17 protein-coding genes are annotated in these 17,531 nt (G+C 61.6%); 12 read left to right on the forward strand and 5 right to left on the reverse strand.

What is annotated here, in order from left to right:
* Nucleotides 1–2: 2 nt before the first annotated feature.
* Both FGW20_RS09105 and FGW20_RS09110 read left to right on the forward strand, forming a co-directional pair.
* Entirely contained in the window at nt 3–1,466 is a 1,464-nt protein-coding gene (locus FGW20_RS09105) for a phenylacetate--CoA ligase family protein (protein ID WP_437178576.1), read from the forward strand.
* 10 nt (nt 1,467–1,476) lie between these two features.
* The gene (locus tag FGW20_RS09110; RefSeq protein WP_301677776.1) at nt 1,477–2,871 is read left to right on the forward strand and encodes a phenylacetate--CoA ligase family protein; all 1,395 of its coding nucleotides are present in this window, start codon (nt 1,477–1,479) and stop codon (nt 2,869–2,871) included.
* Between the two features lie 4 nt (nt 2,872–2,875).
* On the opposite strand, the gene FGW20_RS09115 is transcribed toward FGW20_RS09110, so the two are convergent.
* From FGW20_RS09115 to FGW20_RS09125, 3 genes are all read right to left on the reverse strand, one after another.
* On the reverse strand, nt 2,876–3,817 hold the full coding sequence (locus FGW20_RS09115; RefSeq protein WP_367617938.1) for a GNAT family N-acetyltransferase: 942 nt from the start codon (nt 3,815–3,817) through the stop codon (nt 2,876–2,878).
* A gap of 248 nt (nt 3,818–4,065) precedes the next feature.
* Nucleotides 4,066–5,244: a GNAT family N-acetyltransferase gene (locus FGW20_RS09120; RefSeq protein ID WP_301677778.1), complete on the reverse strand. Its 1,179-nt coding sequence runs from the start codon at nt 5,242–5,244 to the stop codon at nt 4,066–4,068.
* Nucleotides 5,245–5,304: 60 nt separating this feature from the next.
* Nucleotides 5,305–6,318 (reverse strand): GNAT family N-acetyltransferase, encoded by a 1,014-nt coding sequence (locus tag FGW20_RS09125; protein ID WP_301677779.1) that lies wholly within the window; start codon nt 6,316–6,318, stop codon nt 5,305–5,307.
* Between the two features lie 199 nt (nt 6,319–6,517).
* Between FGW20_RS09125 and FGW20_RS09130 the strand changes: the two genes are divergently transcribed.
* The 7 genes from FGW20_RS09130 (at nt 6,518) to FGW20_RS09160 (ending at nt 12,272) form a co-directional block, all read left to right on the forward strand.
* Complete coding sequence (locus FGW20_RS09130; RefSeq protein WP_301677780.1) at nt 6,518–6,709, forward strand: hypothetical protein; 192 nt, start codon at nt 6,518–6,520, stop codon at nt 6,707–6,709.
* Nucleotides 6,710–6,789: 80 nt separating this feature from the next.
* On the forward strand, nt 6,790–8,223 hold the full coding sequence (locus tag FGW20_RS09135; protein ID WP_301677781.1) for a phenylacetate--CoA ligase family protein: 1,434 nt from the start codon (nt 6,790–6,792) through the stop codon (nt 8,221–8,223).
* A gap of 5 nt (nt 8,224–8,228) precedes the next feature.
* On the forward strand, nt 8,229–9,338 hold the full coding sequence (locus FGW20_RS09140) for a CapA family protein (RefSeq protein WP_301677782.1): 1,110 nt from the start codon (nt 8,229–8,231) through the stop codon (nt 9,336–9,338).
* Between the two features lie 151 nt (nt 9,339–9,489).
* Entirely contained in the window at nt 9,490–10,404 is a 915-nt protein-coding gene (locus tag FGW20_RS09145) for a thiamine pyrophosphate-dependent enzyme (protein ID WP_301677783.1), read from the forward strand.
* Entirely contained in the window at nt 10,398–11,510 is a 1,113-nt protein-coding gene (locus FGW20_RS09150; RefSeq protein ID WP_301677784.1) for a transketolase C-terminal domain-containing protein, read from the forward strand. Before FGW20_RS09145 ends, FGW20_RS09150 begins: the two co-directional genes overlap by 7 nt.
* Complete coding sequence (locus FGW20_RS09155; RefSeq protein WP_301677785.1) at nt 11,503–12,030, forward strand: 2-oxoacid:acceptor oxidoreductase family protein; 528 nt, start codon at nt 11,503–11,505, stop codon at nt 12,028–12,030. The genes FGW20_RS09150 and FGW20_RS09155 overlap by 8 nt, the downstream gene beginning before the upstream one ends.
* Nucleotides 12,027–12,272 carry a 4Fe-4S binding protein gene (locus FGW20_RS09160; RefSeq protein ID WP_301677786.1) on the forward strand — a complete coding sequence of 82 codons (246 nt, stop codon included), beginning with the start codon at nt 12,027–12,029 and terminating at the stop codon, nt 12,270–12,272. Before FGW20_RS09155 ends, FGW20_RS09160 begins: the two co-directional genes overlap by 4 nt.
* Here FGW20_RS09160 and FGW20_RS09165 read toward each other — a convergent pair.
* Complete coding sequence (locus tag FGW20_RS09165; protein WP_301677787.1) at nt 12,250–12,624, reverse strand: hypothetical protein; 375 nt, start codon at nt 12,622–12,624, stop codon at nt 12,250–12,252. The two genes, FGW20_RS09160 and FGW20_RS09165, sit on opposite strands and share 23 nt — an antisense overlap.
* A 159-nt stretch (nt 12,625–12,783) precedes the next feature.
* Here FGW20_RS09165 and FGW20_RS09170 point away from each other — a divergent pair, with 159 nt between their 5' ends.
* The 3 genes from FGW20_RS09170 to FGW20_RS09180 all read left to right on the forward strand — a co-directional run bounded on the left by FGW20_RS09170 (nt 12,784) and on the right by FGW20_RS09180 (nt 15,924).
* Nucleotides 12,784–13,086 (forward strand): Hsp20/alpha crystallin family protein, encoded by a 303-nt coding sequence (locus FGW20_RS09170; protein ID WP_301677788.1) that lies wholly within the window; start codon nt 12,784–12,786, stop codon nt 13,084–13,086.
* A gap of 132 nt (nt 13,087–13,218) precedes the next feature.
* Complete coding sequence (locus tag FGW20_RS09175; RefSeq protein ID WP_301677789.1) at nt 13,219–15,375, forward strand: thioredoxin domain-containing protein; 2,157 nt, start codon at nt 13,219–13,221, stop codon at nt 15,373–15,375.
* Between the two features lie 15 nt (nt 15,376–15,390).
* Nucleotides 15,391–15,924 carry an OsmC family protein gene (locus FGW20_RS09180; protein ID WP_301677790.1) on the forward strand — a complete coding sequence of 178 codons (534 nt, stop codon included), beginning with the start codon at nt 15,391–15,393 and terminating at the stop codon, nt 15,922–15,924.
* 159 nt (nt 15,925–16,083) lie between these two features.
* Here the strand turns inward: FGW20_RS09180 and FGW20_RS09185 are convergent, their stop codons facing one another.
* The gene (locus FGW20_RS09185; protein ID WP_301677791.1) at nt 16,084–17,487 is read right to left on the reverse strand and encodes an MBL fold metallo-hydrolase; all 1,404 of its coding nucleotides are present in this window, start codon (nt 17,485–17,487) and stop codon (nt 16,084–16,086) included.
* Between the last annotated feature and the right edge of the window lie 44 nt (nt 17,488–17,531).

The following is a 17,531-nucleotide window of genomic DNA, read 5'->3' on the forward strand; positions in this document are numbered from 1 at the left end:
ATATGGAAGAAGAGCGCGTAAAGAAGGGAACGAAGATCATGGTTCGTCTGGGAGAGAGGATCTGCGGCAGGGAATCGTTCACTGCAAAAGCTCTCGGGCTCCTCCCGGCTTATAACACCTATCGAAAGACCTACGCCCTTCTCCAGGAGTCCCAGGGGTGGAGCCGGGAAGAACTCGCGGCCCACCAGGCCAAGGCGCTCTCGCGTCTGCTCGACCACGCCTACGAGAATGTCCCTTACTACCGCCGGGTCTTTCAGGAGCAGAGCCTCGTCCCCGAGGACATCCAGACTCCCGAAGACCTGGTGCTCCTCCCGTTCCTGACCCGGGCAGACCTCCAGACCAACCTCCCCGACTTAAAAGCCCAAAACTACCCGGAGTCCGCCTTCGAGTACGTCACCACCGGCGGCTCCACCGGTATCCCGGTCGGGTTCTACTACGAGAGAGGGGTCTCCCGCGCCCGGGAATGGGCGTTCATGAAGACCCAGTGGGACCGCGTCGGCTACCGGTTCACCGACCGTTGCGCCGTCCTCCGGGGCTACATCGTTGGATCGGCAAAAGAAGGTGTCTACTGGAAGAAGACCCTCTGCGGCCGGTGGCTGCTGATGTCTTCCCATCACATGGCCGAGGAGACGCTGCCCGCCTACATCGACCGGATCAAGAGGTTCAAACCCCGCTTCATCCAGGGATACCCCTCCACGGCCGTGATCCTGGCACGGTACATGCGGGAGCACGGGATCGAACCGTTCCCGACCGTCAAAGCCGTCCTCTGCGGGTCGGAGAACCTCTACCCCTGGCAGCGCGACCTCCTCACCGAGGCCTTCGGCTGCCGCGTCTTCTCCTGGTACGGCAACTCCGAACAGACAGTGCTTGCCGGCGAGTGCGAGGAGAGCTGCCATTACCACATCTTCCCCGAATACGGGATCGTCGAACTGATCGGGCGAGATGGACAGCCCGTCCAGGGGCCGGGGGCGATGGGCGAGGTGGTCGCGACCAACCTCACCAACTTCGTCTGCCCCCTCATCCGCTATCGCACCATGGACCTTGCCACAGCGGGCAGGGGCCCCTGTACCTGCGGCCGGAGTTACCCGATACTCGAACGAGTCGAGGGGAGGGTTCAGGACTTCATCGTGACAGGTAAAGGCGAACTCCTCTCCGGAATTGCCATGAACATTGACACCGATGCGTTCGATAACGTTAAACAGTTTCAGTTCTACCAGGAGAAAGTTGGGGAAGTCATACTGAATGTCGTGAGAAAACCGGCCTTCAGCAAGCAGGACGCGGAGTACCTCTACCGGGAAGTGAGCAGGAGTTGCGGTGACGACGTTCTGATCACCATCAGATACGTCGACAACATACCGCTCACCGCCCGCGGCAAGTATCGTTACTTCGTTCAGGACCTGCCGATACACTTCAGCGAACGAGAAGGGGGGATTGTCGAACATGCTTCCCCCGACCTTCTCGCCTGACCAGGGAGGTATGCATACGAAGGCAGGTCTTCACCGATGGGCGTCACGCGCAAACCCGCTCACCGTAAAGGCACTCAGCCTGGTGCCGTCTTACCGCACCTACCAGCAGATGTATGCGCTCCTCCAGCAATCCCAGTGGTGGAGCCGCGAAAAACTCGCGGCCTACCAGGCGCAGGCACTCTCGCGCCTGCTCGACCACGCCTATGAGAATGTCCCCTACTATCGCCAGGTTTTTCAAGAACGCGACCTCATCCCGGAGGACATCCAGGGCCCGGCGGACCTCGAACTCCTCCCGTTCCTGACCAAGGAGATCGTCCAGGCCAACCTCTCCGACTTAAAAGCTCAAAACTACCCGGAGTCCGCCTTCGAGTACGTGCGCACGTCCGGCTCCACCGGCACCCCCATGGGGTTCTACTACGAGAAAGGGGCCTCCCGCGCCCGGGAGTGGGCGTTCATGAAGACCCAGTGGGACCGCGTCGGTTACCGGTTCGGCGACCGTTGCGTCATACTCCGGGGGCACGTCGTGGACACGGTACCCAGTGGCACCTACTGGAGGCGTGCGCTCTTCGGCCGGTGGCTGATCATGTCCTCCCACCAGATGACCGAGGAGACCCTGCCGGACTACATCGACCGGATCCGCTGGTTTAAGCCGCGGTTCATCCACGCCTACCCCTCCACTGCCGTGATCCTGGCACGATATATGCGGGAGCACAGGATCGAACCGTTCCCGACCGTCAAGGCCGTCCTCTGCGGGTCGGAGAACCTCTATCCCTGGCAGCGCGACCTCCTCACCGAGACCTTCGGCTGCCGCGTCTTCTCCTGGTACGGCAACTCCGAACAGACGGTGCTTGCCGGCGAGTGCGAGGAGAGCGCCCACTACCACATCTTTCCCGAATACGGGATCGTCGAACTGATCGGAAGGGACGGCCGACCCGTCCAGGGGCCGGGGGCGATGGGCGAAGTGGTCGCGACGAGCCTCATCAACTTCGTCTGCCCCCTCGTCCGCTACCGCACCATGGACGTCGCGGTCACCACGGAGAAGCGGTGCTCCTGCGGGAGACAGTACCCCCTGCTCGAGAAGGTGGAGGGGAGGCTCCAGGAGTTCATCGTAACCCGGAGCGGACACCTGATCTCCGTCACGCCCATCAACTACGAATCCGAGGCGTTCGAGAATATACGGCAGTTCCAGATGTACCAGGAGGAGGTGGGCGAACTCATCATGAAGGTCGTCAGAAAACCGGCCTACACCGAGAAGGACACCCGGCAACTGACCGCTGAACTCCGGTGCCAGCTCGGTGACGGGGTGAACGTCCACGTCCGCTTCGTTGATGAGATCCCCCGTACCGAAGGCGGCAAGTTCCGGTACCTCATCCAGAAACTCCCCATCTCGATCGGCGATCTCTGAGCGTTCAGTCGATGTAGGGGACGACCCTGCGCTTCAGCCGGGGATTGTTAAAGACAGAGGTGTACGCCCATTCCGCCAGAGTCCCGACCATATCCTTCCGGCAGACCTCCATATACATGCCGAGAACCGAACAGAACTTGGACTTGAAGAAGTTCAGGTCGGGCGTGTTCGCCCCGATGTTCTCCAGGTACGAGTAGCCTTCAGCCCGTGCACGCCGAACCAGGAGCCACTGGAGATACTCGTTCCCTGCGTGAACACTCTCGAACCGCGGCGTGCCCATCCAGAGCAGGAACCGCTTGTACTCCTGGGTGGCAACGGCCCCCGTGAGCGCACCTTCCCGGTCGTAGAGGTAGTATGCCGCGAGATGATCCGGGTACGCCCGGAAGAGGTCCTCAAAGTAACGCCTGCTGATCATCGGGATGTTCATATCCGGCTGGCTGAACCGCCCGGCAAGCGCCGTATAAAGATCCGAGATATCGGTGCTCCGCACGAGATCCATCCCGGCCTTCTCGGCTTTTCTGATCTTATTCCGGAGTTTGTAGTGGAAATCCCCCCAGATCGTCTCGAGCGGCCGCGTAAGATCGATCACGTAGGTGTAGTGGACCTTCGGCGTATACCCCCTCCAGATGAACTGCCTGACATCGGTGAGGCCGGGGACGAAGGTCAGAGAGAAGTAATGCGGCGATATCGCGTCGATCTCTGCAGAGAGATCCGTCGCAACGAGATCCATGATCGCCTCCTGTTTGCCCAGTTTCAACGCGGTAAAATCCTTCGCCGGGATAAGGCCCAGGTAGGGGATGACCGCCTGCATGGGCGGGGGCGAGAAGAGCGTCTTGACCCCGTGCACGCTCCTGAAGAAGAGCGGGGCGAGGCAGACGAGTTCTTCCCCCTTGTAGATGCCGTACGGGAGGAGCTGGTACCCCGTATGCCGGGCTGTGACCGTCATGTAGTCCCACCCGTGGAAAAGCAGCCCGTACGGACTTGCATCGACAAATGAATCCCACACGCCCCTGTCTTTAACAAGTTCGAGCACCATAGAGTCTGACTTCCAGCCGAACGGTCATGCCTGACCGGGGCTGACACAGGATACCTCAGGAGTTATATTTATATCTTTCCCGGCAACACCGGGGAGCGCGGGGCTGCACCGATTTAAGCGGATCCGGGAGATGCCGGACCCCGGCAGACCCCTCCCGATCACCTTATGTAGGGGACAAACCTCTTCTTGATCAGCGGCCTGTTGACGATGTTGCTGTACGCCCACTCCGCAACCCTGCCCACGCCGTCTTTTCTGCTCACCTCAAAGAAGATAGCAAGATCCGGGTTGTACTTCGCCTTATGCACGTTCAGGTTCGGGTTGTTCGCCCCGGTATTCTCGAACTCCAAGAAACCCTTCTCTTTCGCGTTCCGGATAAGGCACCACTGGAGATACTCGTTCGCCGACGTGCCGTCGATCTTCGGCCCGCCGACCCAGAGGATATAACGCCTGTATTCCAGGGTCGTGCCGACCCCTTTGAGGTCGCCGGCCCGGTCGTAGAGATGGTAGACATGGGCGTGATCCGGATACGCCCGGAAGATATCCTCGAAGTAGTCGCGGTTGATCATCGGGATGTTCATATCCGGGCGGCTGAACCGCCGGCGCACCGTCTCGTAGAACAGGGTGAGACCGTCGCCCTCCTCCAGGTGGTACCCCTCCTTCTCGAACCGCCGGAGGCTCGTGCGCAGCTTCGCGTTCACGTTCCCCCAGAGGGTCTCGATCGACGGTGCGAGGTCGATCGTATACGAGTAGTTGATCCCGGTCCGGTAGCCGTCCCAGATGAACCGGCGGATGTCGTGAAAGCCCGGGACGAACGTCATCGAGAGATAGTTCGGCGCAATATCGCGGAGGGCTTCCTTGAGCCCGTCGGCCACCGCCTGCAGCATCGACTCCTTTTTGCTCTGCTTCGCCGCTGCATAATTCCTGCCCATGACCACCCCGAGATACGGTATGACCGCCTGCATGGGCGGCGGCGAGAGCACAACGGTGACGCCGTTCATCCGCCTGCAGAAGAGGGGGCAGATTGCGAGCAGTTCTTCGCCCCGGTAGATGCCGTAAGGGAGAAACGTATACCCGGTATGCCGCTCTGTGATCGTTAAGAAGTCCCACTTATGAAAGAGGAGACCTGAAGGGCTCTCGTCGATGAAGGTATCCCAGATATCTCTGTCAGCGATGATCTCGACCGGCAAGCCGTTTTTCCTCCGCTCTGCCGGAGATCTCCGGCAGGTCTTTAACTCCTGCAATCGGCCATATAAAACTAACGGATCGCGGGCCCATGCCGGGGCATACAGCGCGACCGGGCGCACAAACACGATACCCATCCCGGTGTTTCCGGACATCAGGGATCCTGAACCGGGAGTATCGGGATACTATGCTGCACGGTACCGCGAACCCGAACCCTAAATCCTGCCGGTCGCCATCATCAACCGTTTCACAAAAGAACGGTATGCCCACTCGGATAACGTGCCGAGGGCATCCTTCTTCTCGACCTCAAAGTACATCGTAAGATCGGGGTTGAACTTCGACTTGAAGAGGGCCGGACCGGGGTTGTTCGCACCCATATTCTCGAACGTCCGGTAGCCTTCGGCGTGTGCACGCTCAATCAGGAGCCACTGGAGATACTCGTTCCCTGCATGAGGGTTCTCGATCCTCGGGGTCCCCAACCAGAACAGGAACCGCTTGTACTCCTGGGCGGCCACCACGGCCGCGACCTCGTCCTCTGCATCGTAGAGGATGTAGATCCCGATCTCCGGGTAGGCACGCACGAGATCCTCGAGGTAGTCGCGCTTGATCGCCGGTATGTCGAGCGACGGGTCACGGTAACGATCAGAGATGAACGCATAAAGCGTGGAGACATCGCCGGATCTCTCCAGCCGAAGACCCGCCTTCGACTCCTTCCTCAGTGTGGTGCGGAGCTTGGCGTTGAGGTTGTTCCAGATCTCCTCGATCGGCTGCGTAAGATCGATGGTGTAGGTATACCGGACCCGTGCATCGCACCGGTCCCAGAGGTAGTGTCGTATATCTTCGAATCCCGGGACGAAGGCTACCGAGAGGTAGTTCGGCGAAATCTCCAGGAGTTCCCCGCGGATCTCTTCTGCGATCAGCCTGAGAAGGGATTCTTTCTTGCTCCGCTTGAGCGACCCGAACTTCCCGCTCGTCACGCACCCGAGGTGGGGAATCACCGTGAGAGGCGGGGGTGAAAAAACGGCGTTGATACCGTGTATCCGCTTCCAGAAGAGCGGAAACACGCAGAGCGGCTCGTCGCCATTATAGATCGCGTATGGAAGAAGCGTGCTCTTCGTATGGTTTGCCGTCAGGTGCAGGTAGTCCCACTTATGAAAGAGGAGGCCCGAAGGGCTCTCTTCGATGAAGGTATCCCATGTATCTCTGTCCTCGACTCTGATCGCTGCCATTCCTTCCGTCACTCCGGTGTTGTCATGCAGTCTGAGGCCCCGCGACCTCTAATCACCTCCCGGATTCATATACCTTTCTTTGGTTCCGGCGGATCGCGCAACCGGTCGCCGCGGGGCCGGGCGCAGCCACCCAGCCCGGGCAGCGAGCCCGGACTCGCAGGCAGGAATCATTATATACCGGAGCACGTGAGGTAGGGGCATGGTCGCACTCCGCCTCCTTGCCATGGACGACGTTTCGTTCCGTTCGTGGGAGGGCAACGGTTCGGATGCATACGGCGACATCTGGGTGCTCATACCGGAGAATAGCCTCTTTCCTGAGTTCCTGAAACATTTTTCCCGCACATCCGGCCGGGATCTGACTTCGATACCATACTCCGAGAACTTCTTCTGAACGCACCCGGTCTCCAGGGAAGCCGGTCGTCTTCATCGCGCCGCTGATGCCATTCAGCCGTACCGGGAGCAAAACGTTTAATGCAGAGTATCGATATGAGCACCTCGATGGGTGTGCGGATGAATCATCGGGGATTGAAGCCTCTCCGGCTCGAGAATTCTGTGACGGCGAGGGCGCTTTGCATCCTCCCCGCATACTCTGCGTACCAAAAGACCTACGCCCTTCTCCAGGAGTCCCAGAGGTGGAACCGGGAAGAACTCGCGGCCCACCAGGCCCGGGCGCTCTTGTGCCTGCTCGACCACGCTTACGAGAATGTCCCTTACTACCGCCGGGTCTTTCAGGAGCAGAGCCTCGTCCCGGAGGACATCCAGACTCCCGACGACCTGGTGCTCCTCCCGTTCCTGACCCGGGAAGACCTCCAGACCAACCTCCCCGACTTAAAAGCCCAAAACTACCCGGAGTCCGCCTTCGAGTACGTCACCACCGGCGGCTCCACCGGTATCCCGGTCGGGTTCTACTACGAGAAAGGGGTCTCCCGCGCCCGGGAATGGGCGTTCATGAAGACCCAGTGGGACCGCGTCGGCTACCGGTTCACCGACCGTTGCGTCGTCCTCCGGGGCTACATCGTCGAGTCGGCAAAAGAAGGTGTCTACTGGAAGAAGACCCTCTGCGGCCGGTGGCTGCTGATGTCTTCCCATCACATGACCGAGGAGACGCTGCCCGCCTACATCGACCGGATCAAGAGGTTCAAACCCCGCTTCATCCAGGCGTATCCCTCGGTGGCGACGATCCTGGCAAGGTACATGCGGGAGCACGGGATCGAGCCGTTCCCGACCGTCAAGGCCGTCCTCTGCGGGTCGGAGAACCTCTACCCCTGGCAGCGCGACCTCCTCACCGAGGCCTTCGGCTGCCGCGTCTTCTCCTGGTACGGCAACTCCGAACAGACGGTGCTTGCCGGCGAGTGCGAGGAGAGCAGCCATTACCACATCTTCCCCGAATACGGGATCGTCGAACTGATCGGGCGAGATGGACAGCCCGTCCAGGGGCCGGGGGCGATGGGCGAGGTGGTCACGACCAACCTCACCAACTTCGTCTGCCCCCTCATCCGCTACCGCACCATGGACGTCGCGGTTCGCGGGCGAGACTCCTGCACCTGCGGCCGTGCCTACCCGATGCTCGAACGGGTCGAGGGGAGGCTCCAGGAATTCATCGTGACGAAGAACCGCCGGTTCATATCGATGACCGCGGTAAACATGCACTCCGACATCTTCGACAACGTCGCACAGTTCCAGTTTCACCAGGAGAAGGAAGGAGAGACTCTGCTACGGATCGTAAAAAAACCCGGATACGGCGACCGCGACACGGAACGCATCCTCCGGGAACTCGACAGAAAATTCGACGGCGACGTGGACGTGACCATCCGCTTCGTCGATGAGATCCCCCGCACCCGGCGCGGCAAATACCAGTTCCTGATACAGGAACTCCCGCTGGGCCAGTGGGGCATTTCGGTGTGAGAACCATGCAAAAACTCAGATTAACGGCAGTAGGAGACATATGGGTTCGGACGGCGAACCACCAGTACCCGTTTGGGCAGGTCGCCCATCTCCTCCAGGATAAAGACATCCTCTTCGGGAACCTGGAGACCACCCTCTCGGATACGGGCGAACCGGCAGAGAAACACCACGTGATCTTCACATGCCCGGATGCGGCCCGGTATCTGAAAGAGGCCGGGTTCGACGTCATGAGTGTCGCAAACAACCACTCAGGCGACCTCGGGGTCGAAGGTTTCAAGAACACCCTGAACGCACTCGAGCGACGGGGCATCGTCGCCATCGGCGGCTCGGTAACCGAAGAACGCCAGGAGCCGGTCATCCTCGAGAAGAACGGTGTCTCAATCGGGTTCGCGGGTTACACGATCGGCAAACTCGCAATCTCACGCGAAGTCTCGGTCAACCGGCTGGTCGAGGAGGATGTCCTCAAAGATATCGCATCCCTCAAGGGTCGGTGTGACCATATCGCCGTCTCGTTGCACTGGGGGACGGAGATGGCCTACTACCCATCTCCTGAGCAGATCGACCTCGCCCACCGGCTCATCGATGCAGGAGCCACCCTGATCCTTGGACACCACTCCCATACCATGCAGGCGATCGAACGCTACCACGGAGGGCTCATTGCCTACTCGCTCGGCATGTTCCAGTTCGAGCCGCGCTGGCCCCACAACATCTCGCGGGAGGCGATCATGCTCTCGGTCGATCTGCAGAAGAACGGTGTCGTCGGGTCGTATGAGGCGGTGCCGCTCATCATCGGCAACGATTTCATACCCTATCCCGCAGAGGGGGCGATGGGTGAGGAGATCCTGAACTTCCTTTCCGAGATCTCGCGACCGGTCGCCGAGGGCAGGCTCACCAGGACACGATGGTTCGAGGAGATCGCGCCAGTCTATATGAAGATGAACCTCGAGAGTTACCGTTACCGGATACGCCGCAAAGGTCTCTTCCCCCTCATGGAAATGGGAGCCTGGTTCTTCACGCCGTTCTGCCTGAAATGCTGTGCCGGCCTCGTACGGCGGCTTTTTCGCCCGGAACTGGCACGCAGGAGGCGCGCCCCGGGACAGAACGCCGGGGACTGAACAGGGGTACGTACGGGAGCACGCAGGAACCCGGTTTGGCCGGATGCCCTCTCCGGCCCTTTTTTCGCCGCATTCATCATGAAGGCCGGCCATTCCCCGGAAAATCCATCAGGTGCCCGGGGACCGGATCGCAAAACCCTCATTACAATTGATGACAAATATAAACGCGAGGAGTGTAACCAATTTGTCAGCGATTCCAAAGGAGGAGTATCTCTATAAGTGCACATCCGCCTGCGCGGGGTGCAGCTCTTCCCTATGTCTGCGTTACGTGCTCAAAGCCGCCGGATCTGACTCCGTCCTGGTCATACCCGCCTGCTGCACCAGCGTCATCCAGGGGATTTATCCCGGCACGGCGATGAACGTGCCCGTCTACAACGTGGCGTTCGCCGCATCCGCGGCCTGCGCCTCCGGCATGAGCGAGGCGTTTGCGGCCGCAGGAAAGGAGACCAACGTCATCGTCTATGCGGGCGACGGCGGAACGGTCGACATCGGAATTCAGGCGCTCTCCGGTGCCTTCGAGCGCGGCACCAATTTCCTGTACATCTGCTACGACAACGAGGCATACGGCAACACAGGCATGCAGCGGTCGGGTGCAACACCGCTCGGGGCGCGCACCACCACGACCCCCGGCGGCAAGCCCACGACCAAGAAAGACCTCGACCGGATCATCGAGGCGCACAACCCGCCCTACATGGCGACCGCCTGTAGCGCCTACCCCCTCGACCTCTACAAGAAGGTCAAGAAGGCGCTCTCGATCGAGGGGCCCAAGTTCATCCACATCCTCGCACCGTGCCCGCCGGGGTGGCGTTACCCCACGGAGAAGACGGTCGAGATGGGGAAACTCGCCGTGAAGACGGGGACGTGGATTCTCTACGAGCGCGAGTTCGGGAAACTCTCGATCAGCGGCCCGTCGAAGGCGGCGATGAAGCGGCCCGCGCCGCTCGAGGACTATATCAGGGGCCAGGGCCGGTTCAAGAACCTGAGTCCCGAGACCCTCGACCTGATGCGCCAGCAGGTGCAGCAGAACATCCAGCGGCTCTCCCGTGAGGAGGCAGGCGTATGCTGACGATAGCGACCGGCAACAGAGCGGTGGCCGACGCGGTGAAGGCCGCAAAACCGGGCGTCATCGCCGCATACCCGATCACCCCCCAGACCGAGATCGTCGAGCAGATCGCCGAATACGTCACCGGCGGCAACCTTGAAAGCCGCTATATCCCGGTGGAGAGCGAGCACTCGGCGATGGCGGCCTGCATCGGGGCGAGCGCCGGCGGCGTCCGGACGTTCACGGCGACGAGTTCCCACGGCCTCCTCTACATGCACGAGATGGTTCACTGGGCCGCGGGCGCGCGTCTCCCCATCGTCATGGCGAACGTCAACCGCGCCCTCGGGCCCGGGTGGAACACCTGGGCGGAGCATACCGACGCCTTCTCCCAGCGCGACACGGGTTGGCTGCAGGTCTTCGTGGGCACCGTCCAGGAGGCCTACGACGCCACCCTGATGGCGTTCAAGATCGCCGAGGACGAGAGGGTTCTCCTCCCGGTGATGGTCAACCTGGACGGGTTCGCATTGAGCCACATCACGCAGTCGCTCGATACGGTGGAGATCGGCGACTTCCTGCCGCCCTTCCACCTCCCGCACGCCATCGACACGGAAAACCCCCTTGGCTACGGGCCCATGACCGGGCCGGCCGACTACTTCCGGTTCCGGTGGGACATCGAGCGTTCGATGCGCGACTCCCGGGGCGTGATTACGGAGGTCGAGCGCGAGTTTGCCGAACGTTTCGGCCGCTCTTACGGCCCCACGGAGGACTACCGGTGCGAGGACGCCGATGTTGTTGTCGTCGCGATCGGAACCCTCGGCAAGGAGGCGGAGGTGGCGATCGACCGGCTCCGCGACGAAGGGATCAAGGCCGGCTCCATGCGCCTGCGCTGGTTCCGTCCCTTCCCGGACCTCGATCTTGCCGGCCGGGACGTGGTGGTCATCGACCGCGACTACTCCTTCGGCTTCGGCGGCGTGGTGGCGCATTCCCTCAAGTCGAAGACCGGGATCGAGCCCTACAGCGTGATCGCCGGCCTCGGCGGTCAGGAGGTCACCTACAACGATATCGCGGACTTCGTCAAGAACCGTCGTCCCGGCACCGAGACCTGGTTCGGGGTGAGCGATCATGTATGAGATACGGATCCATTCCCGGGGTGGGCAGGGCGGTGTCACTGCCGCGAAGCTCCTCGCCCTCGCGGCGTTCAGGGACGGAAAGCACGCGACCGCCTGCCCGTTTTACGGGGCGGAGCGGCGCGGGGCTCCGGTCGTCTCGTTCGTCAGGATTGACGACGAACCGATCAAGGTGTACAGCCAGATCCACGAACCGGATCTCGTGATCGTGCTTGACACGAGCATCATGGACGTGGTGAACGTTCTGGACGGCCTCAAGGCCGACGGCACGGTTCTCTTAAACAGCGCCCATCCGGTTGCCGGGTGCAACGGAACCTGCCGTCACGTCGACCTGACCGGGATCGCGCTCGCACAGAACCTGGTGGTTTCGGGAAGCCCGATCCTGAACACCCCGGTGCTCGGGGCGCTCGCGAAGATGGGCATCGTCACCCTCCCCTCGGTGGAGCAGGCGATCCGGGAGATGTTCTCTGACGAGCGGAACGTGAAGGTCGCCAGGGCGGCGTATGAGGAGCTGAAGATATGAGAGAGAGACTTGCGCTCAGCAGGCCGAAGGAGGCTGCGTCGGGAAAGACCGGGACGTGGCGGACGTTCCGGCCCGTGGTGGACAAGGAGACGTGCAACGCCTGCGGCCTCTGCGCCCAGTACTGCCCCGACGGAGTCATCGACGAGGAACTGAATATCGATCTCGACTACTGCAAGGGATGCGGCATCTGCGCGAACGAGTGCCCGAAAGAGGCGATCGCTATGGTGCGGGAGGAGCGCTGACCTCCTCGCGCGCCACATACTCCAGGTTGAACCGGTAAAAGTGCGCATAACCGCAGTTGCGGCACCGGGTCGTGAAGTGGTTGGATCCAATCGCGAGGTCGTGCGGCCCTGTAACCCCACAATTTTTGCATCGCCCTTCGGCCTCGAGGGTCCAGAGATCGTAGCGTCCGATCGGCGTGCAGGCCCCGGGCACCCTGCTGTTCTCGAACCGCGGGATGAATATCCGGGTCGCCCCGCAGGCAGAGCAGCTCACCTGCGCCTGCGCGGAGACCGCTTTTATGATCTGGTCGGCATCCTCGCCGCAGTGGTAGCAGCGGGTACGGTGCCGGGTGAAGATGAACCGCTCGCTCATGCATGATACTTGAGGAGCACAAGATAAAACCTCCGTTCCGGAGTATGGCCGCACGCACCCCGGGACGGCAGGTTGGTGCCGCCCCCGGGCCGGGTCACGACAGGAGGCAAACGTTAAATAGCACCCCCGCACCTCTGTTGCCGTCGAGGAGGTTATGAGATGGCAGCATTGAGAGTTGCACCCTATGTCTGTGCTTACTCGGATGAGAACGAAGAGAACCTGCACATCGAGATCGAGCTACCCGGGGTCGATAAGAAGGACATCACGTTCAAGATGCAGGAGACCAGTTTTTCCATCGATGCGACCCGGGGTGACGTCCGCTACGTCGGCACCTATGCGATCGGCTGTCCGGTCGACACCAGTGAAGCGAAGGCGACATTCCGAAACGGCCTGCTGGCGGTGGATGTCCCCTACCTGCAACCGGCCGCGGAGGAGACAAAACAGATCCCCATCGCGGAGTGAGGGGCGCACTTCCTTTTTTTTAACCGCCGGGAGCCCTTCACGCCGATAGCGGAAGATAGGCATTCGCACTCCCGGGCCGCTCCCCCACCGGTAGGAGTCACCTTTATTAGCCTGCATCCGCACGTCAGGGATATGAACCCGGCACGCGGATACGACCCGGAAGCGCCAGTGCAAAAGGAATCACCACCGAACCGGCTGGCGAGCGAACAGAGCCCCTACCTGCTCCAGCACGCCCGTAACCCTGTCGACTGGTACCCCTGGGGTGAGGAAGCGTTTTCCCGGGCGCGGGAGGAGGGAAAACCGATATTCCTCTCCATCGGCTACTCGGCCTGCCATTGGTGCCACGTCATGGAGGAGGAGTCGTTTGCCGACCTGCAGGTCGCGAAACTCCTAAACAATGTCTTCGTCTGCATCAAGGTGGATCGTGAGGAGCGTCCGGACGTCGACCAGGTCTACATGGCGGCTGCCCACGCACTGACCGGGGCCGGGGGCTGGCCGCTCACCATCATCATGACCGCCGATAAAAAACCCTTTTTTGCAGCGAGTTACATCCCGAAAGAGAGCCGCTACGGGATGACCGGCCTGCTGGATCTCATCCCCAGGATCAGCAAGGTCTGGCAGACCCAGCGGCAGGAACTCGAGAACGCTGGCGACCAGGTGATCCAGGCACTGCAGGGCGCGGCGAAAACCCCTCCCGAAGAGGGCGAACTCGGCGAGAAGGTTCTCGACGAGGCCTATAACACCTTCTTCCGGGTCTTCGACGGGGAGAACGGAGGGTTCGGGGATGCGCCCAAGTTCCCCGCCCCGCACAACCTCATATTCCTGCTCCGGTACGGGAACCGGACCGGGAAGGAACCGGCATACACGATGGTCGGGAAGACGCTGCATGCCATGCGGCGGGGCGGGATCTTCGACCAGGTCGGCCACGGGTTCCACCGCTACTCGACGGACGCGGAGTGGTTCGTCCCGCACTTCGAGAAGATGCTCTACGACCAGGCGCTCCTCGTCATGGCATACACGGAGGCCTACCTTGCAACGGGGAGAGAGGAGTTCGCGAGAACCGCCCGGGAGACGATCGCCTACGTCCTGCGCGACATGACCGACCCGGGCGGAGGCTTCTACTCGGCGGAGGACGCCGACAGCGAAGGAGAGGAGGGGAAGTTCTACCTCTGGACGAAGGACGAGATCCTCGGCGTTCTCGGGGAAGAGGACGGCGAGCGGTTTTCCCGGATATTCAACGTCACGGAACCCGGGAACTACCGGGAGCAGCCCGGCGGGGAGAGGACGGGCAAGAACATCCTCCGCCTGCGCCGCCCCCTCGCATCCTGGGCGCACGAGTTCGCAACACCGGAAGACGATCTGGCGTGGTTCGTGGAAGAGGGACGCCAGAAACTTCTTGCGGCCCGTGAGCGGCGCGTCCGCCCGGGCAAGGACGACAAGATCCTCACCGACTGGAACGCCCTCATGATCGCCGCCCTCGCAAAAGCGGCCCGCGCCTTCGACGAACCGGACTACCTGGCGGCGGCGGAGAGGGCGACTGCGTTCGTCCTCACCAAACTTCGCCGGCAGGACGGACGGCTCCTCCACCGCTACCGGGGCGGCGAGGCCGGCCTTGCGGCAACCCTCGACGACTACGCGTTCATGATCTGGGCGCTCATCGAGGTCTACGAAGCGTCGTTTGTCCCCGACCACCTCAAGACCGCCGTCGACCTCTCCCGGGATCTCATCGCGCACTACCGGGACTGCAACCAGGGAGGGTTTTTCTTCGTGCCGGACGACGCGGACGTCCCCGTCAGACAGAAACCGGTCTATGACGGGGCGATTCCTTCCGGCAACAGCGTGGCCATGTACGCCCTCTTCGTCCTCGGCCGGATGACGGCGAACCTCGAACTCGAGGAGACGGCAGAGCGTATACGGCGTGTCTTTGCCGGAACCGTCAGCCAGTCTCCGACCGCCTGCTCCTACTTCCTCACCGGCCTGGAGTTCATGCTGGGGCCGAACTTCGAGGTGATCATATCCGGCGTTCCGGAATCGGAGGATACGAGAGCGATGATCGGCGCTATCCGGTCGAACTACGCACCCGATGCCGTCGTCATCTTCCGTCCTTCCGACGAAGAGGAACCGGAGATCGTGGAGGTGGCCGGGTTTACCCGGGATATCGTGATGATGGAGGAGAAGGCCACGGCATATGTCTGCACCAACTACGCCTGCGACATCCCGACGACCGATCCCGACGAGATGGTGCACCTCGTGCGATCGACGGGACGGCCGTCGGAACCGATCGTCTGATGTAGGGGAGAGACCATGAACGGGCGAAACGGAGTCAATATCGAGCAGGTGAATGTCCTCAAGGAGGCGATGCAGAAAGAGCCGAGGATCGGGCGAAGAACCCTCTCCTGCATCACGAGCTGGAACGGCGGCGCCCACTCCACCACGATCGTCCGCAACTTCGTCGTCCCGGCCGACGAACCGACCGTCCTCGGCGGGAAGAACCAGGGCCCAAGCCCGACGGAGCTGGTGCTGACGGGACTTGCTGCCTGCATCGCGATCGGTATCGCCTACAGCGCGGCGGAAGACGGGATCGAGGTCGATTCGATCGAGATCGATGTTGCGGGCGACCTCGATCTCGGCGGATTCCTTGAAATCGGCGATCTTCGACCGGGACTGGCGGAGATCCGCCTGACCGTCCGGGTGGATGCCGATGCGCCGCAGGAGTTGATCGAGGAACTCGTGGACCACGGCTACCGGCGCTCGCCGGTCGCGGCCTCGCTCGAGGGGAAGGTGCCGGTCAGGGTCTGTATCGGGCGAGAGGAGACGGGAGCGGGCGGGACCCAGTGATGAACCGCAACGAACCGGCGGCGATGCCCATCATCACCCGGGTGGGACGGGGGACGTTCACCGTCTGAATACTACACGCAAAGGGGCTATCTTGCCACCCGGCTCCGGGAGAAGAGGGGCGTATGCAGGTTGAAACAACCTGCACCGCCATCACGCCCCCTACGGTGTCGGAGAGGCGGAAACAGTTCTCTCCTCTTCCTTGACCAGCGGATAATTTGCCGCGTTCCACCCGATCGTGCCGCCGAGCAGGTTTACGACGTTTCTGAACCCATGTTTTTCCAGGATGCTCGCCGCAAGGCTCCCCTTGTACCCGGCGTCACAGTGGACGACGATCCGCTTATCCTCCGGGATCTCCTCGATATGCTCCTCGAGGTGCCCGACATAGATGTGGTGCGACCCCTGGATGTAGCCGTCCTCTTCGCGGTGATTGATGTTCCTGACGTCGAGCACCCAGACCGCAGGGTCGTCCAGGTTCTCGGCGAGGTCGGGTGGGGACCAGGTGCCGGAGCGCTCGATGATCTCGCCCTGCTTGAACCAGGCCGCAAACCCGCCGGCAAGGTATCCGGCGATGTTGTCGTAGCCGAGCCGGACGAAGTGGCGCACCGCGTGATCCAGGTCCAGGTTGAAGTCGTCCACGAGGACGATCGGGTCCTCGTAGTTTAAGTAGTAGCCCATGTAGAGGGGCAGGCCGTTCCGCCAGATGCTGAGGACTCCGGGGATGTGACCGCCGGCAAAACTCGTCGGCGACCGGATGTCGACGATCTGCACCCTCTGATCCATGAGCGAGCGAATCTCCCTTGGCGAATACGCCCGAAGGTGCGGCAGGTTGTAGATCAGGGGCGGTCCTTCCCGGTTGAGCTTGCGCATCATCGTAAAGTACGGCGGTTCGTAGAGTCGCTCACTTACCTTGCGCTCGACGAACTCATCCTTCGAGAGGGAGAGCAGCCCGTTCGTCACCTTCTCAAAACCGATGGTCGTGTACTCCCGGTCGCTGATGTTCCCTCCGCAGACGGATCCCGCGCCGTGGGCGGGGCAGACGATCGTGCTGTCGGGGAGCGGGAGGATCTTCTGGTGCAGGCTCTCATACAGCATCTCTGAGGCCTCCCGCCGCATATCCTCGCCGGCGAGATCGGTTCTCCCCACATCCCCGGCAAAGAGTGCGTCACCGGTAAAGACCATCAGGGGATCGTCGGAGACCGACCGGTCGCGGAGCAGGAGCGATATGCTCTCTATGGTATGGCCGGGCGTCTCCAGGACTTCGAGTTCGAGCGGACCGACCGAGAACGTCTCCCCTTCACGGACGCCGGTGCCGAACCCGAACTCCTCCCGGGCACCGTGCAGGATCTCCGCCCCGGTCGGGCGGGCGAGATCCCGGGAACCGATGACATAATCCTCGTTTTTGTGCGTCTCAAAGATCCTCGTGATTTTCATACTCTCGCGTTCGGCGATGTTCGTGTAGACCTGGCAGTCGCGCCTTGGATCGATGACCGTCGCCTCCCCGCCCGCCCCGATGATGTATGAGTTGTGAGCGAGGAGATCGGACTTAATCTTCTCAAACAGCATCCGTATCCATCTCCCGGGTGGTGGAACCCGTTCCGATGAGCCGG

This window comes from Methanoculleus methanifontis (assembly GCF_030464365.1).
GTDB lineage: Archaea > Halobacteriota > Methanomicrobia > Methanomicrobiales > Methanoculleaceae > Methanoculleus > Methanoculleus methanifontis.